This is a genomic window from Rhodanobacter sp. PCA2 (assembly GCF_013620825.1).
Lineage (GTDB): Bacteria > Pseudomonadota > Gammaproteobacteria > Xanthomonadales > Rhodanobacteraceae > Rhodanobacter_A.
Map to the genome: position 1 here is coordinate 116,630 of NZ_NJIC01000020.1, position 20,503 is coordinate 137,132.

The following is a 20,503-nucleotide window of genomic DNA, read 5'->3' on the forward strand; positions in this document are numbered from 1 at the left end:
TCAGCGGGCCTCCTGCATCAGCTTGGCAAACCGGTCGAACAGGTAACCGATGTCGTGGGGGCCGGGGCTCGCTTCCGGGTGCCCCTGGAAGCAGAACGCCGGGCGGTCGGTGAGCGCGAAGCCCTGCAGCGTGCCGTCGAACAGCGAGGTGTGCGTGACCCGCACGTTCGCCGGCAGCGTGGCCGGGTCCACCGCGAAACCGTGGTTCTGGCTGGTGATCAGCACGCGGCCGTCGCCGTGGTCCTTCACCGGGTGGTTGGCGCCGTGGTGGCCGAACTTCATCTTCAGCGTCTTCGCGCCCAGCGCCAGGCCCATGATCTGGTGGCCGAGGCAGATGCCGAACAGCGGGATCTTCGCGTCGAGGAAGGCCTTGGCAGCGGCGATCGCGTAGTCGCAGGCGGCCGGGTCGCCAGGGCCGTTGGAGAGGAACACGCCATCGGGCTGCATCGCCAGCGCCTCGGCCGCCGGCGTCTGCGCCGGCACCACCGTGATGTCGCAACCCTGCTCGGCGAGCAGGCGCAGGATGTTCTGCTTCACGCCGAAGTCGTAGGCCACCACCTTGAAGCGCCTGGCCGGCTGGTTGAAAGCCATGCGGTCGAGGTCGTAGACGCCTTCGTTCCAGGCGTACGGACTGGTCGCGCTGACCACCTTGGCCAGGTCCATGCCGTTCAGGCCGGGGAAGGCCCGCGCCTTGGCCAGCGCGGCCTCGGCCGAGATGCCCTCGCCAGCGACGATGCAGCCGGCCAGCGCGCCCTTGTCGCGCAGGATGCGCGTGAGGCGGCGGGTATCGATGCCGGCGATCGCCACGACGCCGTGGCGCCTGAGGTAATCGGGCAGGCTTTCGGTGCTGCGCCAGTTGCTGGCCCGGCGCGGCACGTCGCGCACGATCAGGCCGGCGGCGTGCACCTTGCCGGATTCGACGTCCTCGGCGTTGCAGCCGGTGTTGCCGATGTGGGGGTAGGTCAGGGTGACGATCTGCCGGCTGTACGAGGGATCGGTGAGGATCTCCTGGTAGCCGGTCATGGCGGTGTTGAAGACCACCTCGCCAACGGTTTCACCAGTCGCGCCCACGGCATGGCCGTGGAACACGCTGCCGTCTTCGAGGGCGAGCAGTGCGGGGATGGGCATGGGAACCGCCTTTCGGGTGCAGCAAAGTCCGCAAGCCGCGCGAGACAGGCTTGGGACCTTGGAGGGGAGGACATTCGGGCGGGTCGCAATGATAGGCGTCGCGGACCTTTCTGTCCACTTCGAACGTGACAAATGGCGCCAACTCCGTCAGCACCCGTACCGCCTGCCGGCGCTACACTCGCCGCGTCTTTTCACCGGATTGAAACCTGTACATGAACCCGGCCGCCCTGCTGGACCCTGCGCGCCTAGACCGCCCGGATACCCTGATCCGGCATGAACCGTTTCCGTTCATGATCGCGCATGGCCAGTTGCCGGACGAAGCGCGCGGCGACCTGGACCGGGACTTTCCGCCCTATTCCAGCGCCGGCTTCTTTCCCTGGAACCCGGACGACTGCGGCCCCTCGGTCAATGCGCTGGTGGAACAGCTCGTCGCCCCGGCCTTCGCCGGCCTGATCGGCCAGCGGCTGGGGATTCCCGACCTCGGCGACTATCCCACCCTGGTGACGCTGTGCCGGCTGCTGAACCGGCGCCACGGCACCATCCACACCGACAGCAAGTCCAAGGTCGCCACCGCCCTGCTCTACCTCAACCCGCAATGGCGCGATACCAGCGACGGCTGCCTGCGCTTCCTGGAAAAGATCGACGACATCGACGCCACCGTGGCGCCCGAACTGCCGCCGCTGTACGGCGAGTTCGCGGTGTTCAAGCGCGCCGAGAATTCCTTCCACGGCCACCTGCCCTACGAGGGCGAGCGCCGGGTGATCCAGGTGGCCTGGCTCACCAGCGAGGAGGAGAAGCTGCGCAAGACCAGGCGTGGCGAGTTCTCCCGCCTGTTCAAGAAGCTGCTGGGCCGGCTGGACACGCGCTACGGCGCCGGCCGCGACCGCAACGCCGCCCACCGCGACTGAGCCGCGCTCAGCGGGCGAAGTGCCAGGCCACGTAGGCGGCGAACACGCCGTACAACAGGCCCACCGGCAGCAGCCGGCGCGCGTCCACGTGGCCGCGCCGGAACAGCCGCCACAGGTAGACGATGGCAATCGCGGTGAGCGCGCCGGACACGATCAGCGGCGGGTCGAACAACCACGGCGTGGCGAAGATCGCCAGCGCGCTGGGGATGGTGGCCTGGATCATCATCGCGCCGGAGATGTTCGCCAACGCCAGGCGCTCCTTGCCCTGGCGCACCCAGATCAGCGCGTTGAGCGTTTCCGGCAGCTCGGTCGCGACCGGGCTGAGCACCAGCGCCACCAGGTGCGGCGGCAAGGCAAAGGCCTCGCCGATCGCTTCCAGCTGCCCCACGAACACCCGCGAGGCCGCGGCGATCACCGTCAGTGCAGCCACCGTCTGCACCAGCACCCAGCGCATCGCCGGCTCGGCCTGCCGCGGCGACAGTTTCAGCGGCTCCAGCTCCTCCTCGTCCGGCGCGCTGTCGTCGCTGCGCATCTCGCGCCACACGTACAGCGCGTAGGCCAGCAGGAACAGTACGCCCAGCAGCGGCTTCAGCGCGAACACCACGAGGCCCAGGCCCACCTTGACCGCGAAGATCGCCAGGAACCAGGCCTGGTCGTGGGCCAGCCGCTGGTGGTCGACGCGCACCAGGCGGTCGGTGCGCCGCAGGCGGCGGCGGTTGAACCACAGCGCCGCGCCGACCACCGCGTAGGCAATGGTGGCCAGCACCAGCGGGCCACCCATGGCCGCACCCACGCCGATGTCGCGCGCCTCCGGGCTCTTGCCGAAGACCACCGCCACGAAGGTCACCGCGCTTTCCGGCAACGCGGTGCCGAACGCCGCCAGCACGGTGCCGGTGGTGGTCGCGCCGAGCTTGAGCTTGCGCCCCAGCCATTCGATGCCGTTGACGAAGTATTCGCAGGCGAGATAGATCGCGCCGGCCGAGACGAGGAACAGGCAGAACGTGAGCAGCATGGGATGCACGTGGGCCGGGCGAACGGGACAACCGATGGCGCAGCGACACCGTTCGCCCGGCCGGGTGAACATATCGCTGGCCAAAGGTCTCGCCGGGCAAGTCGCCGCTTGGCGACGCTGCTGTCCGCACCATGGCGCCACACGGCGGCGACCAAGTCTGTTGATGCGAACGCCTCTGGGGACGAGGCTGGCTACTCCCCAATGACAGGCTGGCGATGCTAGCTGCCGCCGACAGGCGCGGCAAGCCCTTGCGCGCTCAGCCCGTGGACGCGAGCACGTCCTCCAGCCGCCATTGCCCGGCCGCGCGACCGACCAGCCAGTGCGCGGCCTGCAGCGCGCCGCGCGCGAAGATCGTGCGGTCGGTGGCGCGATGGCCCAGTTCCAGCCGCTCGCCCGGCCCGATCAGCAACGCCTGGTGCTCGCCCACGATGTCGCCGCCGCGCACCACCGCAAAGCCGATGCTGCCAGCCCTGCGCTTGCCGGTCTGGCCTTCGCGGCTGTAGACCGCCGCGGCATCCAGCGTGGTGTCGCGCGCCGCGGCAGCGGCCCGCCCCAGCGCCAGCGCCGTGCCCGAGGGCGCGTCCTGCTTGCGGCCGTGATGGGCTTCGACGATCTCCAGATCCCAGTCCGGCAGTGCCGCGGCGGCCTCGCGCAACAACCGCGTGAGCAGCGCCACGCCCAGGCTGAAATTCGCAGCGCGCAACAGCGCGATGCGCGAGCCGGCGGCTTCCAGCCGTGCCTGCAGGCTCGCGTCGAGGCCGGTGGTGCCGGTGACCAGGGGAATGCCGTGTGCGAGGCAGTGATCCAGCGTCGCCGTCAGGCCGGCCGGCCCGCTGAAGTCGATCACCACGTCGAGCGCCGGCGCCTTCGACCAGTCGTGTACCTGGCACAGCGGGTGCCCGAACCACACCGGCTCGCCGTCGTGCGTCGAGCCCGGCGACACCACCGCGTACGCCAGCTCGAAACGGTTGTCCGAACGGAGCAGCGACATCAGGGCCTGCCCCATGCGGCCGGAAGCGCCGTTGATGGCGAGGCGGATCGGGGAAGTGGTCATGGCGTGCAATCCGGAAACGTGGCGGAACAAACCGCGCGAGAGTAGCAGGATGCCGGACCGGCGCGGGCATGGCGCCGCGCCGCACGCTGCAGTATTACGAAGTCACCCGCGACCAGAACTGCTTCACGCCGTCGACCCAGTTCTTCGCCCGCGGCATGTGCTCCTCGACCCTGCCGTCGTTGAGGCTGGCTTCGAGCTGTTCGAACAGTTCGCGCTGCTGCTTGGTGAGGCGCACCGGGGTTTCCACCACCACCCGGCAGATCAGGTCGCCGGCGCGACCGCTGCGCACGGACTTCACGCCGCGCCCGCGCAGGCGGAAGGTCTGTCCGGTCTGGGTCTCCGGCGGGATGCTGATGGGCACCTCGCCGTCCAGCGTGGGCACCGGCAACTCGGCGCCCAGCGCCGCCTGCGAGAAGCGGATCGGCACTTCGCAGTAGAGGTCGTTGCCCTCGCGCTGGAAGATGCGGTGCTCGCGCACGTGCACTTCCACGTAGAGATCGCCGGCGGGCGACCCCGACGGACCGGCTTCGCCCTGGCCGGTGAGGCGGATGCGGTCGCCGTTGTCGACGCCGGCGGGAATCTTCACCGACAACGCGCGCGTTTCCTCCAGCCGTCCTTCGCCGTGGCAATGCCTGCACGGCTTCTCGATGGTCTGGCCGCTGCCGCCGCAATGCGGGCAGGCCTGCTGGATCGAGAAGATGCCGTTCTGCATGCGCACGCGGCCATGGCCGTGGCAGGTCTTGCACTGCGTGGTCTTGCCGTCGGCCGAACCGCTGCCGTTGCAGTGGTGGCAGTTGACCTGGGTGGGAATCTCGATCTTCTTCTCGATGCCGAACACGGCTTCCTCGAGGTCGAGCTCCATGATGTAGCGCAGGTCGGCGCCGCGGCGCGGCTGGCGGCCGCGGCCACCGCCGAAGATGTCGCCGAAGATGTCGCCGAAGATGTCGCCCATGTCGCCGAAACCGGCGCCGCCGCGACCGCCCATGCCGCCCTCGAAGGCGGCGTGGCCGTACTGGTCGTACAGCGGGCGTTTCTGCGCGTCGGCGAGCACTTCGTAGGCCTCCTTGGCCTCCTTGAACTTCTCCTGCGCGTGCGGATCGTCCGGACAGCGGTCCGGGTGGTACTTCATCGCCAGACGGCGGAAGGACTTCTTCAGCTCGACCTCGGTGACGGTACGTTCGACACCCAGGACTTCGTAGTAATCACGCTTGCTCATTGCTTGCCTTGATCCGCGATTCGATGCGCCGATCAGGGATGAACCAGATCGCTGCCACCGTGGCATAAAACAGACAGGACAGCCACGGCAGCCACTCCACGACCGCCAGCGCCGACAGGTACAGCACCAACGACAGCTTGCCCTTGGTGTCGCTGCCCACCGCCTGCGAAAGCAGCGAATCGCGGCCGTTGAAGGCCACGATTTCCCGCTGCATCAGCAGGAAGGCCACGCCCGTCATCAGCAGCACGACGCCGTAGAGGGCGACGGGCACCGTGTCGAAGTGGCTTTCGCTCATCCAGGCGGTGGTGAACGGCACCAGCGTCACCCAGAACAGCCAGTGCAGGTTGGCCCACAGCACGCGTCCGTTGATGCGCTCGGTGGCCCGCAGCATGTGATGGTGATTGTTCCAGTACAGGCCGATGTACACGAAGCTCAGGACATAGCTCAACGCCGCCGGCCACAAGGCCAGCAGCGCCTGCCACTCGGTGGTGTGCGGCGGCTTCAGCTCCAGCACCATGATGGTGAGGGCGACCGCCATCACGCCGTCGGTGAACGCTTCCAGTCTGCCTGTGCCCATGCCCTTCCCCGGCCGTCTTCACGGCAGCGGCCCGCATGCCTTCGCCAGGCATGCGGGCCGCCGCAACGACATCACTTCTTGCCGTCGTCCTTCACTTCGGTGAACTCGGCGTCCACCACGTCGTCCGGCTGCGCCGGGCCTTGCGGGCCGGGCTGCGGGCCGGCGTCGGCCGGGCCGCCCTGGGCGGCGGCGTACAGCGCCTGCGCGGCCTGCTCCAGCTTGGAGATCTTCGACTCGATCAGCGCCTTGTCGTCGCCGTCCTTGACCTTCTCCAGCTCCGACAGCGCTTCCTCGATGCTGCCGATCTGGGCGCCGACCTTGCCGCCGTGTTCCTTCAGCGCGCTGCGGGTGGCGTGCACCAGCTGGTCCGCCTTGTTGCGGGTGCCGACCAGCTCGTGGAACTTCTTGTCCTCTTCCTTGTTCGCCTCGGCGTCCGCGACCATGCGGTTGATCTCGTCCTCGGACAGGCCCGAGCCGGCCTTGATCTCGATCTTCTGTTCCTTGCCGGTCTTCTTGTCCTTGGCCGACACGTGCAGGATGCCGTTGGCGTCGATGTCGAAGGTCACCTCGATCTGCGGCATGCCGCGCGGCGCCGGGTCGATGCCGGAGAGGTCGAACTTGCCCAGCGACTTGTTCGCGCTGGCGCGCTCGCGCTCGCCCTGCAGCACGTGCACGGTCACCGCGGTCTGGTTGTCGTCGGCGGTGGAGAACGTCTGCGCGGCCTTGGTCGGCACCGTGGTGTTCTTCTCGATGAGCTTGGTCATCACGCCGCCCATGGTCTCGATGCCCAGCGACAACGGGGTGACGTCGAGCAGCAGCACGTCCTTCACCGAACCGCCCAGCACGCCGCCCTGGATCGCCGCGCCCACGGCCACGGCCTCGTCGGGGTTGACGTCCTTGCGCGGCTCCTTGCCGAAGAAGTCCTTCACCGACTCCTGCACCTTGGGCATGCGGGTCTGGCCGCCGACGAGGATCACCTCGTCGACGTCGGACACGCGCAGGCCGGCGTCGTTGAGCGCGGTGCGGCAGGGCTCGATGGTGCGCTTGACCAGGTCCTCGACCAGCGCTTCCAGCTTGGCGCGGGTGAGCTTGATGTTGAGGTGCTTCGGACCGGAGGCGTCGGCCGTCACGTACGGCAGGTTCACCTCGGTCTGGTGCGCGGAGGACAGCTCGATCTTGGCGCGCTCGGCCGCGTCCTTCAGGCGCTGCAGGGCCAGCGGGTCCTTGCGCAGGTCGATGCCCTGGTCCTTCTGGAACTCCTCGACCAGGTAGTCGATGACGCGCATGTCGAAGTCTTCGCCGCCGAGGAAGGTGTCGCCGTTGGTGGCCAGCACCTCGAACTGCTTCTCGCCGTCGACCTCGGCGATCTCGATGATCGACACGTCGAAGGTGCCGCCGCCGAGGTCGTACACCGCGATCTTGCGGTCGCCGCCCTTCTTGTCCAGGCCATAGGCCAGCGCGGCCGCGGTCGGCTCGTTGATGATGCGCTTCACTTCCAGGCCGGCGATGCGGCCGGCGTCCTTGGTGGCCTGGCGCTGGCTGTCGTTGAAGTAGGCGGGCACCGTGATCACGGCCTCGGTGACCGGCTCGCCGAGATAATCCTCGGCGGTCTTCTTCATCTTCATCAGCACCTTCGCGGAGATCTCCGGCGGCGCCATCTTCTTGCCGTCGGCGGTCTGCACCCAGGCGTCGCCGTTGTCGTTCGCGACGATGCCGTAGGGCACGATGTGGAGGTCCTTCTGCACCTCGGCATCGGTGAACTTGCGGCCGATCAGGCGCTTCACCGCATAGAACGTGTTCTTGGGGTTGGTCACGCCCTGGCGCTTGGCCGGCGCGCCGACCAGCACTTCGCCGTCCTTGCTGAAGGCCACGATGGACGGCGTGGTGCGGTCGCCCTCCGAATTCTCGATGACCTTGGCGGTGCTGCCGTCCATCACGGACACGCAGGAGTTGGTGGTGCCCAGGTCGATGCCGATGATCTTGCCCATGTGTCTAGCTCCCGAATCTCGTAGGCGGCCCCACGACCGCGCAATGGTTTCCAGATGGGGCCCGCGTGCGGCGAATCAATGCCGACGGAGCACCCGATGCGTAGCGTTCAGCGTCGCGCGGCTCAGTCCTTCGCCACGGCGACGAGCGCCGGACGCAACAGGCGGTCGTTGAGCACGTAGCCCTTCTGCAGCACGCTGACCACGGTGCCGGCCACCGCGTTGGGCGCCTCGACCATGCTCACCGCGTGGTGGCGCTCCGGGTCCAGCGGCTGGCCCAGCGGGTCGACCTGCGCCAGGCCGTTGCTCTCGCCCACCTTGAGCAGGGACTTCAGCGTGAGGCTCAGGCCTTCACGCATCGAAGCCACGTCGGCGGTCGCGACCGCGAGGCCGCTTTCCAGGCCGTCGTACACCGGCAGCAGCTCGTTCAGCAGTTTCTCGTTCGCGAAGCGGCGCGCCTGTTCCAGGTCGCGGTGCAGGCGGCGGCGCTGGTTCTCGATCTCGGCCTTCTCGCGCAGCACGGTCTCGCGCAACTCGGTATTGCTGGCCTCCAGTTCGGCCACGCGGGCCTTGAGCGCCTCCAGGTCGGCCTGGAGCGCCGCGTCGGCGGCATCGGCCTCGGGCGTCGCCTGCGGGGCGTGCGGATCGTTGTTCTGCATGAATGACTCCAAACCTCGTCCAAGGCCGGCATGTATTGCCGACCGCTCGAAACTCGCGGGTATCCCCGCCTCCCGTGGCCTCTATGAGGCCGTCGCGGCGCGATTCAAGGCATCGCTGAGCAGGCCGGCCGTGGCCTGCACCACCGGGATCACCCGCTCGTAGGCCATGCGGGTCGGGCCGATCACGCCCACCGCCCCCAGCACGCGGCCCTGCACGCCATAGCTTGCGGTGACCACGCTGCAGCCGTCCAGCGCCGCGAAGCCCGATTCCTCGCCGATGAACAGGCGCACGCCCGGGGCGCGCGCGCACACTTCCATCAGCTGCAGCAATTCGTTCTTCTGCTGGAACGCCTCGAACAGCTCGCGCAGCCGCTGCAGGTCGGCCAGCTCGGCATAACCCATCAGGTTGGTCTGGCCGCTGACCAGTACCTCGTCGCCGCCGGCCTGCGGCGCGAACGAGGCGGTGGCCAGCTCGGTGGCGGACGCCACCAGCCGGTTCAGCTCGCTGCCCGCCGCGCGCAGCTCGGCCAGCAGGTGCGCGCGGATGTCGTCCACCCGCAGGCCCACGAAATGCGTGTTGATGTAGTTGGCCGCCTGCTCCAGCTCGCGGCCGTCCAGCGGCTTGGCCAGCTGCACGACGCGGTTCTGCACCTGGTTGTCGGAGAACACCAGGATCACCAGCACCTGCGCGTCGGGCAGCGGCACGAAGTCGATGTGGCGCAGCGGGAAATCCGCCTGCCGCGGCACCGTCACCACGCCGGCGAAATGCGTCATCGCGGAAAGCAGGGCCGAGGCGTTGCCGAGCAGGTCGCGCGTGGGCGCCTGCCCGGGCGGCAGCTCGCGCTGCAGGCGGACCAGTTCCTCGTGCGGCAAGGGCTGCAGCTCGATCAGGCTGTCCACGAACAGGCGCAGGCCGCGCGGCGTGGGAATGCGTCCCGCCGAGGTATGCGGCGAGGCGACCAGGCCCGCCTCTTCGAGGTCGGCCATGATGTTGCGGATCGTGGCCGGGCTCACGTCCAGCCCCGACGAACGCGACAGCGTGCGAGAGCCCACCGGCTCGCCGTCGACCAGATACTGCGCGATCAGGCTGCGCAGCAGGCGCCGCGTGCGAGCATCGAGTTCGTGGTCGTGATGACGGGACATGCGCTCTGTAGCAGTGGATGAGACGACAAAGAGATAAGGTCTGCGCGCCCGTCATGCAAGCCGGCGGGCGCCTATCTGGCTGGGCATTGTAGCGGCAGGGATCGAGCCCGGACGGCTTCTGCCATGCGGCTCCCACTACAATCGCCCGACCGCCACCCGGACTGCCGCCAGCCCGCCATGCTTACTACGCTCCACGTCCGCCAGTTTGCCGTCGTCGAAAAGGCCGAAGTCGAATTCGGCGCCGGCCTCACCGTGGTCAGCGGCGAAACCGGCGCCGGCAAATCGCTGCTGGTGGACGCGCTGCTGCTGCTCGCCGGCGCCCGCGCCGACAGCGGCATGGTGCGCACCGGCAGCGACCGGGCCGAACTCTCCGCCGAATTCGACCTCGCCGCCCTGCCCGAGGCCCGCGCCTGGCTGGCGAAGGAGGAACTGGACGACGGCGAAGCCTGCCAGCTGCGCCGGGTGATCCGCGCCGAGGGCAGCTCGCGGGCCTGGATCAACGGCCGCCCCGCCAACGCCGGCCAGCTCGCCGAGCTGGCCACGCTGCTGGTGGAAATCCACGGCCAGCACGAGCACCAGGCCCTGCTTTCCCGCGCCCACCAGCTCGCCCTGCTCGACGCCTTTGCCGGCCACGAGACACAGGCTGCGCAAGTACGCGAGCTGGCCACGCAGTGGCGCGAGCTGGGCGCTCGCATCCGTCGCCTGAGCGGCGGCGAGGATCGCGAACAACGGCTGGCCCTGCTGCGCCACGAACTGGCCGAACTCGAGCAGTGGGCGCTGCCGCCGGCCGAACTGGCCGAACTGGAAGCCAGCCACAAGCGGCTCGCCAACGCCGGCCGGCTCGCCGAAGGCGCGGCCGGCGTGGTCGAACTGCTGGATGGCGACAGCGAATTCGCGCTGCGCCGCGCGCTGGGCCGCGCGCATGCCGAGCTGGGCAAGCTGGCCATGCTGGACGAGGCACTGAACCCCGCGCTCGAACTGCTGGACAACGCCGCGATCCAGCTGGGCGAAGCGGCCGACACGCTGGGCCGCTACGCGCAGGATGTCGATCTCGACCCCGAGCGCTACGCCGAAGTCGACACCCACCTCGCCCGCCTGCACGAACTCGGCCGCCGCCATCGCCTGCCGATCGCCGAACTGCACGACAAGGTCGCCTCGCAGCGCGACGAGCTGGCCGAACTGGAAGGTGCCGGCGACGCGCTGGAAAAACTTTCCGCCCAACGCGACCGTACCCGGGCCGACTACGACAAGGCCGCCGCGGCCCTGGGCAAATCGCGCCGCAAGGCCGCGGACAAGCTCGGCAAGGACGTCAGCGCGCTGATGGGCGAACTGGGCATGGCCGGCGGCGTGCTGCAGGTCGAGCTCGAACCGGCCGAAGGCGACGAGCCCGACCCGCAGGGCCGCGAACGCTGCGAGCTGCTGGTCAGCGCCAACCCCGGCCAGCCGCCGCGCCCGCTGCGCAAGGTGGCCTCCGGCGGCGAGCTGGCGCGCATCAGCCTGGCCATCGAGGTCGCCACCCTGGGCAAGGACAGCATCGGCACCATGGTGTTCGACGAGGTGGACAGCGGCATCGGCGGCGCCGTGGCCGAGGTGGTGGGCCAGAAGCTGCGTGCCCTGGGCAGCCAGCGCCAGGTGCTGTGCGTCACCCACCTGCCCCAGGTCGCCGCGCAAGGCCATGCGCACCTGTACGTCAGCAAGCACAGCGAAGGCGGCCACACCCGCACGCAGATCCAGGGCCTGGACGCCGAGGGCCGCCGCGACGAGCTGGCGCGCATGCTGGGCGGCGTGGAGATCACCCGCGAGACCCGCGCCCACGCGAAACAGATGCTGGAACGGGCGCAGGCCTAGCCGGGGGCCAGCAAGCCGCGTTCGCTGGCCATCCGGTACAGCTCCAGTTCCGAGCCGGCGTTGAGCTTGCCCATCACGCTGGCGCGGTGGATGTAGGCGGTCTTCTGGCCGATGCCCAGCTCGGCCGCCACCTGCTTGGGCGTGCGGCCGCGGGCCAGCAGCAGGAACACCTCGTGCTCGCGGGCGGTCAGGCGGTGCAGCGGGTCCAGCGCGGACTCCGGCTGCTCGGCGCGACGCTGGCGCAGGTCGGAACTCAGGAACTGCTCGCCCTGCATCACCGCGCGCAGGCCGGCCACCAGTTCTTCCGGCGCGACGCCCTTGGTCACGTAGCCGCTGGCGCCGCGACGCAGGGCTTCGGACACGTACGGCTCGCCGTCGTGCATGCTCAGCACCACGATGCGCGTGGCCGGCGCCACGCTGCAAAGGTGCTCGATCAACGGCAGGCCGCTGCCGTCGGGCAGCGACAGGTCCAGCGCCACCAGGTCGGGTTGCCATTGCGCCACCGCCTCGACCGCGTCGTCGGCGCTGCGGCACTCGCCCACCACCCGCAGGTCGGGCTCCAGTCCGATGAGGCGCTTGAAGCCCTCGCGCACGATGGCGTGGTCGTCGACCAGGACGATGCTGTACATGGGGTCTACTGTATACGCACCGGCCCGCGCCGCGGTCGCCGGACGGCCATGTACCATCCGCGGATGCGTCTGAAACCGTTCCGCCTGCTGCGCTCCGGCCCGCTGGTCGGCGCACTCTATCTCCTGACATGGCTGCTGCTGTGGCCCACCGCGCAGCCTTACTGGATGCTGCCTTACGGCGTGCGCTTCGGCGCGCTGCTGCTGCTCCCCATGCGCCAATGGGGCTGGATCCTCGGGGCGGAGCTGCTCGCCTCCGCCGGCATGAGCCTGCACGAGGGCCTGCCCATGGGCTGGAGCGGCTACCTGCTGGGCGAATTGCCCGAACCGCTGGTGACCGCGGCCGGCCTGTGGTTGCTGCGCCGGTTCAATCCCCACGCGGGCTCGAGCCTGCACAACCCGCAGGAGACGACCCGGCTGCTGCTGGCGGCGATCCTGGTGGTGCTGTGCACCAGCACGGTGGGCGTGGGCTTGCTGACCATGGTCCATACGCTCGCCGCCGAGGACGCGCTGATCCACCTGCTCGGCAACGAACTGCTGGGCGGCTACCTCGGCGTGCTGCTGGTGGTGCCGGTGATGATCCTGCTGTTGCGCGCCCCGCCCAGCCGCCAGGCCGTGGCAGGCCTGCTGCTCGACGGCCTGCAGGTGATGCTGCCGGCCATGGCCGTCCTGTGGTTGCTGTCCGAGAAAGCCGCCTCGGAACCGCAGTTCGCGCGCGCGCTGTCGCTGGCGCCGGTGCTGTTTTTCGCGTTCCGCCACGGCTGGCGCGGCGCGAGCCTGGCGATGATCGTCTCCAGCCTGGGCATGACGGCGCTGGACCGGCAGCTGGGCCACCCGTCCTCGGCGGCGGGTTATCTGTTCCTGGCCGTGGCCGGCACCGGCACGCTGATGCTGGGCTCCGCCACCGATGCCTTGCGCCGCAGCAAGCTGCGCGTGGCCGAACAGAACACCCACCTTGCCGCGGTGAACCGCCGGCTGGATCTGCTGGCGCGGCAACTGCGCGCCGCCGCCCGCGGCAACCTCCAGGTCGACGAAAACCAGCGCCGCCATCTGGCCGCGGAGCTGCACGACGAGCTTGGCCAGAACATCACCGCGATCCAGACCCACGTGAAACTGGCACAGGCGCGCCTGCAGCAGGCCGGGCTGGAGGACATCGGCACCTCGATCAACGGCATCCTCGCCCACATGCGGCGGGCCCTGCACCGGGTGCTGGACGACCTGCGCCCCGCGGTGCTGGACGAGTTCGGCCTGCTGCGGGCGCTGGACGAAGGCCCGATCCGCGACCTGCTGAACACGGCGGGCATCAGCTACCGCACCGAGCTGCGCGGCGATCCGCGCATGCTGGACGACGACACCCGCACCACGATCTACCGGCTGGCGCAGGAAAGTGCGACTAACGCGGTGAAGCACGCCAGGGCCGGCGAGTTCCGGCTGCGCCTGCGCATCGGCGAGCGCCGCGGCGCGGCGCTGGCCCTGCTGGACCTGCGCGACGACGGCATCGGCTTGCCGGAACGGCTCCCGCGCGGCGGTCACGGCCTGCAAGGCATGCGCGACCGGGTCACCTCGCTGGGCGGCGTGTTTCGGCTGCGGCCGGAAACGCAGGGCGTACACCTGCGCGTATTGTTGCGCAGCAGCATCGAATCGCCCGTCACGAGCCGGAATATCTAGGAAATTTTCCGATACCCAGCTCGTAAAAGCTTCGTTAGGATCGGCTTATCGATGTGGGGGAGCCGCCATCGTGAGATGGCGTGCCGGAGTCCTCGTGGGGACGGCGACTCCGGAGAGATGGCAGGACGCCATCTGGTCGTTACCTTGGACGCACCCGGCCTGAGCGAGCAATTCGTCCTGCCGGTGTTCCAACCAGGTATCGAGGCAATCGCGAGGTGGACAGGAGTCCTTCCTCGCGATTTTTTTTGCCCATGATCCGCCCCGGCAATCCGGGACGACGCCCGCTCAGCCCTTGCGTATGCGCTGCTTGGGGCGCACGTACAGCACCAGGCTGTGGTCTTCGATCACGTAGCCGTGGCGCGCGGCGATCTCGTGCTGCAGGCGCTCGATCTCCTCGCTGACGAACTCGATCACTTTTCCGCTGTCCACATCGATCATGTGGTCATGGTGGCGGCCGCGGTCGAGTTCGTAGACGGCCTGGCCGCCCTCGAAGTTGTGCTTGATGACGATGCCCGCCGCCTCGAACTGGGTCAGCACGCGGTACACCGTCGCCAAGCCGATGTCCTCCTGATGGGAGAGCAGCTTCTTGTAGACGTCCTCGGCGGTGAGGTGGTTGCCCTCCTCCTCGTCGAAGATCTGCAGGATGCGCATGCGCGGATGAGTCACCTTGAGGCCAACCCGGCGCAGTTCTTTGGTTTCCTGTTCCATCGTTGTCCCTCACGCCGGCACGGCGATGCCGAACCGGTAGTGTATCATCCGACACCTTCATGATCCGGACGCACCACGCATGCACAAGCTGATCACCCTGCCGGTTGTCGCCCTGCTGGGGCTTGCCGTCGCCGGCTGTCACCTGGTCTACACGCCCGACGTGCGCCAGGGCAACCTGCTCGACAAGACCATCGACGAGCAGGCGGTGAACCAGCTCAAGCCCGGCCTGACCAAGCGCCAGGTGCTGCTGCTGGTGGGCACGCCGTCGGTGGCTGCGCCGTTCGACCAGAACCGCTGGGACTACACCTCGACCTTTTCGCACCGCGGCGGCCCGATGCAGGTCAGCACGATGACGCTGTACTTCGAGAACGACACGCTGGCGCGCGTCGAGGGCAATCCCTACCTCGAGAACAACAAGAACCTGCTCAAGGAAAGCAAGAAGTACCACGTCGATTATCCGATCGACGAGTCCAAGGGCGACAAGGACGTGAACGGCAAGGACGACAAGGGGTCCGGCACCGGCATCGACGGCGCCCACTGAGACGACGGCACGCGCGGTTCAGCCCCGGCCGGCCCTGCGTCGGCGCGAGGCCATCGGATCCAGGCGCAGCGGCCGGTAGATTTCCACCCGGTCGCCGTCACGCAACACGTGGTTCCCGTCGATCCGGCGCGAATGGATGCCCAGTTGCAACGGCGCCGCCGCTTCTGCAGGCAACTGCGCCAGCATCCCGGCCGCCTCGACCGCCTGCAGCGCCGTGCTGCCCGCCGGCAGGCAGACCTCGACACGCTGCACGTCGTGCACGCCGGCGTACACCACCTGCACGGCGATCACGGGCTCAGCCATACACCTGGTCCGCGACGCGGCAAAAGTCGTCGACCATGCGGTTCGCGAGGCTCTGGAACCCCAGCTTGAGCACGCTGCCGCCGATCCGTCCCGCATAGTCGAAATCCAGCGCCAGCGCCACCTTGCAACCGTCCTCGCCCAACGCGGTGAAACTCCACAGGCCGTCCAGCGAGCGGAACGGCCCGTCGACCAGGCGGATGTCGATGCGCTGCGGCCGCTCGGCGGTGTTGCGCGTGGTGAAGCTGTGCCGGAGGCCCGCGAAATGCAGGTCCAGCCGGGCCACCAGCACGTTGCCGGTACGCTCGATCACCGTGGCCGAGGAGCACCACGGGAAGCGCTTTGGGTATGCTTCCACCCCGTCGACCAGGTCGAACATCTGCTCCGGCGAGTGGCGCACCAGCGCGCTGCGGCGTATCTCGATCACGGTATCCTCGCGGTTTTGCATCCTTGATGGATGCGAAGATCAAACGGGCATCCATCCATGGACGCACCCGGTGGTTTCCTGCATTCATCCATGAATGCGAAGATCAAACGGGCATCCATCCATGGATGCACCCGGTGGTTTCCTGCATTCATCCATGAATGCGAAGATCAAACGGGCACCCATCCATGGATGCACTCTTGAATAGAACGCGTTGCCCCCTGACGGGCACGCAGGCAGCGCGGCCACCCAGCGGCCCGAAGTTTAGCGGACATGGCCAAGAGCAAGGACAAGGACACCACCAAGGGCACCGGCACCATCGCGCTGAACAAGCGCGCCCGTTTCGAGTACCACATCGACCAGCGCTACGAGGCCGGGGTCGCGCTGCAGGGCTGGGAGCTGAAGGCGCTGCGCGCTGGCCGGATCAACTTCGGCGACGGCTACGCCATCGTGATCAAGGGCGAGATCTTCCTGGTCGGCGCCTCCATCCCGCCGCTGATCAGCGCCTCCACCCACGTGATCGCCGAGGACCGGCGCACGCGCAAGCTGCTGTTGCATCGCAAGGAGATCGACCAGCTCATCGGCGCGGTCGAGCGCAAGGGCTACACCCTGGTGCCCACCGCGATGTACTGGAAGAACGGCAAGGTCAAGGTGGAAGTGGGCCTGGCGCGCGGCAAGCAGGAGCACGACAAGCGCGATACCGCCAAGCAGCGCGACTGGCAGATCGAGAAGCAGCGCACCATGCGCTCCCACAACCGCACGTCCTGACGGCGCGGATCCGCACCTTGCCCGGCAACGCCGGCGGCCTGTCGGCGTTGCCGGGCGCGACGGCGACGAACAACGCCTGCGCCGCCGATGTCGATCCCGCTTCCCGCCGTTCGTCGCACTTGTGAGAGCGCCACCGGGCCAACCCGTCCCGCCCGCTCCGCGACCCACAGGAGAAACGACGATGCGATGCATGGTGATCGTGAAGGCGAACGCGGACAGCGAAGCCGGCGTGATGCCGGACACCGAGCTGCTCACCGCGATGGGCAAGTTCAACGAGGAACTGGTGAAGGCCGGCGTGATGCTGGCCGGCGAAGGCCTGCACCCCAGCTCGCGAGGCGTGCGCGTGCGCTTCGACGGCAGGCAGCGCACGGTGATCGACGGCCCGTTTGCCGAGACCAAGGAGCTGATCGCCGGCTTCTGGCTGTGGCAGGTGAAGTCCATGGAGGAAGCGGTCGAATGGCTCAAGCGCGCGCCGTTCGACGGCGGCACCGAGCTGGAGATCCGCCGGGTGTTCGAGGCCGAGGACTTCGGCGCCGAATTCACGCCCGAGCTGCGCGAACAGGAAGAGCGCCTGCGCGCGCAGATCGACAACCGCACCTGATCCCCTGCCACCAGACACCGGAGCACCGCGATGCAATTCGTCAGCTACCTCACTTTCGACGGCAATGCCGAAGCCGCCTTCGATTTCTACGCCCGCTGCCTCGGCGGCAAGGTCACCTGGCTCTCGCGCTACGGCGAGGCGCCGCCGGAGATGCCCATGCCGCCCGAGATGCGCGACAAGGTCATGCACATCCGCCTGGAGGTCGGCGACCAGGTGCTGATGGCCTCGGACGCGATGGCGCCGCAATGCCCCTACGAGCCGATCAAGGGCTGCTCGGTGTCGATCCAGCTCGACTCGCCGACGGAAGCGGAACGCATCTTCAACGCGCTGGCCGACGGCGGCCAGGTGCAGATGCCCATCGGGGAAACGTTCTGGGCCGCGCGTTTCGGCGCCCTGGTGGACCGTTACGGCGTGCCGTGGATGATCAACTGCCCGCATCCGCAGTGAACCCCGTGCCGCCGCCCCTTGCCGCCACGGAACGATGATGGTCTGATCGGTCGCCATGACGGCGACCGACACCCACCGCAGGATCGAAGCCATCTGGCGGATCGAATCGGCACGGATCATCGCCGGGCTCGCGCGCATGCTGCGCGACGTGGGCCTGGCGGAGGAACTGGCGCAGGACGCGCTGGTGACCGCGCTGGAGCAATGGCCGCAGGCCGGCGTGCCGGACAACCCCGGCGCCTGGCTGATGACCACGGCGAAGCACCGCGCGATCGACCGCCTGCGCCGCCATCAGCTGATGGAGCGCAAGCACGAGGAAATCGCCCGCGAGCTGGAAGCGGAGCAAGCCGATGCCATGCCTCGCCTCGACGACATGCTTGACGACGACATCGGCGACGACCTGCTGCGGCTGATCTTCACCGCCTGCCACCCCGCGCTGCCTCCCGAGTCGCGGGTGGCGCTCACCTTGCGCATGCTCGGCGGCCTCAGCACGGTCGAGATCGCCCGCGCCTTCCTGCAGCCGGAACCCACCGTGGCGCAACGCATCGTGCGCGCCAAGCGCACCCTGGGCGAGAAAAAGGTGCCGTTCGAGGTACCGCGCGGCGACGAGCTGGCCGAACGGCTGGACGCCGTGCTGGGCGTGATCTACCTCGTCTTCAACGAGGGCTATACCGCCACCGCCGGCGACGACTGGATGCGCCCCGCCCTGTGCGAGGAGGCGCTGCGCCTGGGCCGCATCCTGGCCGGCCTGATGCCGCAGCAGGCGCCGGTGTTCGGCCTGCTCGCGCTGATGGAGCTGCAGGCCTCGCGCGCCCACGCGCGCAGCGGCCCGGACGGCGAACCGATCCGCCTGCTGGAACAGAATCGCGCGCGCTGGGACCGGCTGCTGATCCAGCGCGGCCTCGCCGCGCTGGAACGCGCGCGCCAGCTCGGCGGCGACGCGGAGCCCTACACCTTGCAGGCCGCGATCGCCGCCTGCCACGCCCGCGCGCCCACCGCGGAGCAGACCGACTGGAACCGCATCGCCGCGCTGTACGCCACGCTCGCCGCCGTCGCCCCGTCGCCGGTGGTGGAGCTCAATCGTGCCGTGGCGGTCGGGATGGCCAACGGACCGGCCGCCGGCCTCGCCCTGGTCGACACGCTGCGCGACGAGCCGGTGCTGGCGAACTACCACCTGCTGCCTGCCGTGCGCGGCGACCTGCTGGAAAAACTCGGTCGCCACGACGAGGCCGGCACGGAGTTCGGACGCGCCGCCGCGCTCACCCGCAACACGCGCGAGCGCGACCTGCTGCAGGCCCGCGCCGCGGCCTGCGCGAAACACGACTCGACCAGCTGAGGGCAACTGCGCAGTAGGGGCGGCCGCCCCCGCATCCCGGCCATGCAGCCAGCAAAAAGGGCCGCCTGTTGGCGGCCCTTGCATGAAACGACGGCAAACCTCAGGACTGCTGGCTGTCGTCGACCGGCGCGGCGTCCGCGTCGTTCGACCCGGCGTCGCCCTCTTCCTTCTTGCCGATCATCGACTCCAGCGCACCCGCGCCCTTGAAGCCGGCGACCGCGGCGATGCCCTTGGTCAGCAGGCCCGCATTCGGATCGAGCTTCTCGGCGCCCTCGACCGCGGCCACCGCACCCGCGACTTCACCCAGGGTATCCAGAATTCCCATGACGACCTCCTGTATTGGTTGGAGCCGCGAGCATGTAGCCACGCGGCTAACCGCCATATGAATCCGGCCGCAAGTTCGCCCGCCGCGGAATTGCGAACGCACAAGGGCCGGAACCCCGCGATTCCGGCCCTTGCGATGCATGGGTCGTTTGGTGGAGATGGACCAACTTCGTGACGCCCACGGCTGGCAGGCTGTCGAGAAGCCAAAGCTCACCGTGCTCGCCTTCAACCGCCAGCGGCTGTTCGACGAAGCCATCGCCCGGCACTTCTTCGAGCACACCGTATTGCTGGCGCGGATACCAGAGCTGGTCGGAGACGAGCACTTTCCGGTGGACGGCATGCTGCCCTGGACTTGCTCGCCGCGGCAGGCGTCAGACGCTTCGGATTGTCTCCCCCTTTCCGAGCCCCGCTATTGGCTGGGCCGATCGTAGCGTCATCCATTACGTGCATTGGCCAAAGGCCGTTCCACGCAATCAAGAATGCCGCATCACTACACAGTGCTCTCGACCGTCGGATCGCGCCCGACTTCCGCACGCCTATACCGTCACAACCCACGCTGCTTGATCGTGCAGCGACAAGTCTCGCTGGGCCTGCGCTTCGTCGCGATCAGAAATTCGCGTCCACGGAAAACCATCAACCTTCCACGGGCTTTGCCACCCGGAGCCGAACGAAAATAGGCGCCACATGGGCGCCTAAGTATTTGAAGACAATGGAGGCCTAGGTCGGAATCGAACCGGCGTACGCGGATTTGCAGTCCGCTGCATGACCACTCTGCCACCAGGCCATTGTCGGGCCGTTGCAACCGGGAACGGTCGCCCTCTTCTCGATAAAACAAAACCCCGACGCGCGAGGTTTTGCCTGAAAACTGGAGCGGGAAACGAGACTCGAACTCGCGACCCCGACCTTGGCAAGGTCGTGCTCTACCAACTGAGCTATTCCCGCTTGAGGAACCGTAGATGATAGCAGAATGACAACGGATGGGAAGCCCCGCACCGGTATCGCGCCGGCATCGCGCGCCGCGCCAAGCCCCGGTCCGGAAACGACGAAGCCCCGGCGGACCGGGGCTTCGTGCATGAATCTGGAGCGGGAAACGAGACTCGAACTCGCGACCCCGACCTTGGCAAGGTCGTGCTCTACCAACTGAGCTATTCCCGCTTGAGGAACCGTAGATGATAGCAGAATGACAACGGATGGGAAGCCCCGCACCGGTATCGCGCCGGCATCGCGCGCCGC

22 protein-coding genes, 3 tRNA genes and 1 riboswitch are annotated in these 20,503 nt (G+C 68.4%); of the genes, 9 read left to right on the forward strand and 16 right to left on the reverse strand.

Going from position 1 to position 20,503, the window contains the following annotated elements; genetic code table 11:
* Positions 1–1,128 (reverse strand): glutamine-hydrolyzing carbamoyl-phosphate synthase small subunit, encoded by a 1,128-nt coding sequence (gene carA / locus PCA_RS08400; protein ID WP_181302160.1) that lies wholly within the window; start codon positions 1,126–1,128, stop codon positions 1–3.
* 212 nt (positions 1,129–1,340) lie between these two features.
* Here carA and PCA_RS08405 point away from each other — a divergent pair, with 212 nt between their 5' ends.
* The gene (locus PCA_RS08405) at positions 1,341–2,036 is read left to right on the forward strand and encodes a 2OG-Fe(II) oxygenase (protein WP_181302161.1); all 696 of its coding nucleotides are present in this window, start codon (positions 1,341–1,343) and stop codon (positions 2,034–2,036) included.
* 7 nt (positions 2,037–2,043) lie between these two features.
* Here PCA_RS08405 and PCA_RS08410 read toward each other — a convergent pair whose 3' ends face one another.
* The 7 genes from PCA_RS08410 to hrcA form a co-directional block, all read right to left on the reverse strand.
* On the reverse strand, positions 2,044–3,048 hold the full coding sequence (locus PCA_RS08410; RefSeq protein WP_181302162.1) for a sodium:calcium antiporter: 1,005 nt from the start codon (positions 3,046–3,048) through the stop codon (positions 2,044–2,046).
* A 26-nt stretch (positions 3,049–3,074) separates the two neighbouring features.
* Positions 3,075–3,260, reverse strand: a riboswitch (yybP-ykoY riboswitch).
* A gap of 44 nt (positions 3,261–3,304) precedes the next feature.
* Positions 3,305–4,102 carry a 4-hydroxy-tetrahydrodipicolinate reductase gene (gene dapB, locus PCA_RS08415; protein WP_181302163.1) on the reverse strand — a complete coding sequence of 266 codons (798 nt, stop codon included), beginning with the start codon at positions 4,100–4,102 and terminating at the stop codon, positions 3,305–3,307.
* A 94-nt stretch (positions 4,103–4,196) separates the two neighbouring features.
* Positions 4,197–5,318: a molecular chaperone DnaJ gene (gene dnaJ, locus PCA_RS08420; protein WP_181302164.1), complete on the reverse strand. Its 1,122-nt coding sequence runs from the start codon at positions 5,316–5,318 to the stop codon at positions 4,197–4,199.
* A complete protein-coding gene (locus PCA_RS08425) occupies positions 5,305–5,895 on the reverse strand; it encodes a TMEM175 family protein (RefSeq protein ID WP_181302165.1) in 591 nt (196 codons plus the stop codon). The genes dnaJ and PCA_RS08425 overlap by 14 nt, the downstream gene beginning before the upstream one ends.
* A 71-nt stretch (positions 5,896–5,966) precedes the next feature.
* Positions 5,967–7,883 (reverse strand): molecular chaperone DnaK, encoded by a 1,917-nt coding sequence (gene dnaK / locus PCA_RS08430; protein ID WP_181302166.1) that lies wholly within the window; start codon positions 7,881–7,883, stop codon positions 5,967–5,969.
* Positions 7,884–8,005: 122 nt separating this feature from the next.
* Positions 8,006–8,539 carry a nucleotide exchange factor GrpE gene (grpE, locus tag PCA_RS08435; protein WP_181302167.1) on the reverse strand — a complete coding sequence of 178 codons (534 nt, stop codon included), beginning with the start codon at positions 8,537–8,539 and terminating at the stop codon, positions 8,006–8,008.
* Positions 8,540–8,620: 81 nt separating this feature from the next.
* Complete coding sequence (hrcA, locus tag PCA_RS08440; RefSeq protein ID WP_181302168.1) at positions 8,621–9,682, reverse strand: heat-inducible transcriptional repressor HrcA; 1,062 nt, start codon at positions 9,680–9,682, stop codon at positions 8,621–8,623.
* Positions 9,683–9,859: 177 nt separating this feature from the next.
* Between hrcA and recN the strand changes: the two genes are divergently transcribed.
* Positions 9,860–11,530: a DNA repair protein RecN gene (recN, locus tag PCA_RS08445; RefSeq protein WP_181302169.1), complete on the forward strand. Its 1,671-nt coding sequence runs from the start codon at positions 9,860–9,862 to the stop codon at positions 11,528–11,530.
* Here recN and PCA_RS08450 read toward each other — a convergent pair.
* Positions 11,527–12,159, reverse strand: coding sequence for a response regulator transcription factor (locus PCA_RS08450; protein WP_181302170.1), 633 nt, complete (start codon positions 12,157–12,159; stop codon positions 11,527–11,529). The two genes, recN and PCA_RS08450, sit on opposite strands and share 4 nt — an antisense overlap.
* Before the next feature lie 63 nt (positions 12,160–12,222).
* On the opposite strand from PCA_RS08450, the gene PCA_RS08455 reads away from it, so the two are divergent.
* Complete coding sequence (locus tag PCA_RS08455) at positions 12,223–13,824, forward strand: MASE1 domain-containing protein (RefSeq protein ID WP_181302171.1); 1,602 nt, start codon at positions 12,223–12,225, stop codon at positions 13,822–13,824.
* Between the two features lie 285 nt (positions 13,825–14,109).
* Here PCA_RS08455 and fur read toward each other — a convergent pair whose 3' ends face one another.
* On the reverse strand, positions 14,110–14,532 hold the full coding sequence (gene fur / locus PCA_RS08460; protein ID WP_181302172.1) for a ferric iron uptake transcriptional regulator: 423 nt from the start codon (positions 14,530–14,532) through the stop codon (positions 14,110–14,112).
* Positions 14,533–14,611: 79 nt separating this feature from the next.
* On the opposite strand from fur, the gene bamE reads away from it, so the two are divergent.
* Positions 14,612–15,073 carry an outer membrane protein assembly factor BamE gene (bamE, locus tag PCA_RS08465; RefSeq protein ID WP_181302173.1) on the forward strand — a complete coding sequence of 154 codons (462 nt, stop codon included), beginning with the start codon at positions 14,612–14,614 and terminating at the stop codon, positions 15,071–15,073.
* Between the two features lie 18 nt (positions 15,074–15,091).
* Here bamE and PCA_RS08470 read toward each other — a convergent pair whose 3' ends face one another.
* On the reverse strand, positions 15,092–15,364 hold the full coding sequence (locus tag PCA_RS08470; protein ID WP_343204429.1) for an RnfH family protein: 273 nt from the start codon (positions 15,362–15,364) through the stop codon (positions 15,092–15,094).
* Positions 15,365–15,368: 4 nt separating this feature from the next.
* Positions 15,369–15,800, reverse strand: coding sequence for a type II toxin-antitoxin system RatA family toxin (locus tag PCA_RS08475; RefSeq protein ID WP_181302175.1), 432 nt, complete (start codon positions 15,798–15,800; stop codon positions 15,369–15,371).
* Between the two features lie 270 nt (positions 15,801–16,070).
* Between PCA_RS08475 and smpB the strand changes: the two genes are divergently transcribed.
* The 4 genes from smpB (at position 16,071) to PCA_RS08495 (ending at position 18,946) form a co-directional block, all read left to right on the forward strand.
* On the forward strand, positions 16,071–16,565 hold the full coding sequence (smpB, locus tag PCA_RS08480) for an SsrA-binding protein SmpB (protein ID WP_181302176.1): 495 nt from the start codon (positions 16,071–16,073) through the stop codon (positions 16,563–16,565).
* A gap of 181 nt (positions 16,566–16,746) precedes the next feature.
* Positions 16,747–17,166, forward strand: a complete 420-nt coding sequence (locus PCA_RS08485; RefSeq protein ID WP_181302177.1) for a YciI family protein — start codon at positions 16,747–16,749, stop codon at positions 17,164–17,166.
* Between the two features lie 30 nt (positions 17,167–17,196).
* A complete protein-coding gene (locus tag PCA_RS08490; protein ID WP_181302178.1) occupies positions 17,197–17,613 on the forward strand; it encodes a VOC family protein in 417 nt (138 codons plus the stop codon).
* A 55-nt stretch (positions 17,614–17,668) separates the two neighbouring features.
* Positions 17,669–18,946: an RNA polymerase sigma factor gene (locus PCA_RS08495; protein WP_181302179.1), complete on the forward strand. Its 1,278-nt coding sequence runs from the start codon at positions 17,669–17,671 to the stop codon at positions 18,944–18,946.
* A 100-nt stretch (positions 18,947–19,046) separates the two neighbouring features.
* Here PCA_RS08495 and PCA_RS08500 read toward each other — a convergent pair whose 3' ends face one another.
* The gene (locus PCA_RS08500) at positions 19,047–19,271 is read right to left on the reverse strand and encodes a hypothetical protein (protein ID WP_181302180.1); all 225 of its coding nucleotides are present in this window, start codon (positions 19,269–19,271) and stop codon (positions 19,047–19,049) included.
* A 139-nt stretch (positions 19,272–19,410) separates the two neighbouring features.
* On the opposite strand from PCA_RS08500, the gene PCA_RS08505 reads away from it, so the two are divergent.
* Positions 19,411–19,701 (forward strand): hypothetical protein, encoded by a 291-nt coding sequence (locus PCA_RS08505; RefSeq protein ID WP_181302181.1) that lies wholly within the window; start codon positions 19,411–19,413, stop codon positions 19,699–19,701.
* Between the two features lie 279 nt (positions 19,702–19,980).
* On the opposite strand, the gene PCA_RS08510 is transcribed toward PCA_RS08505, so the two are convergent.
* From PCA_RS08510 to PCA_RS08520, 3 genes are all read right to left on the reverse strand, one after another.
* Positions 19,981–20,054 (reverse strand) — tRNA-Cys (locus PCA_RS08510).
* A gap of 82 nt (positions 20,055–20,136) precedes the next feature.
* Positions 20,137–20,212: transfer RNA gene (locus PCA_RS08515), tRNA-Gly, on the reverse strand.
* A gap of 137 nt (positions 20,213–20,349) precedes the next feature.
* Positions 20,350–20,425: transfer RNA gene (locus PCA_RS08520), tRNA-Gly, on the reverse strand.
* Positions 20,426–20,503 lie beyond the last annotated feature (78 nt).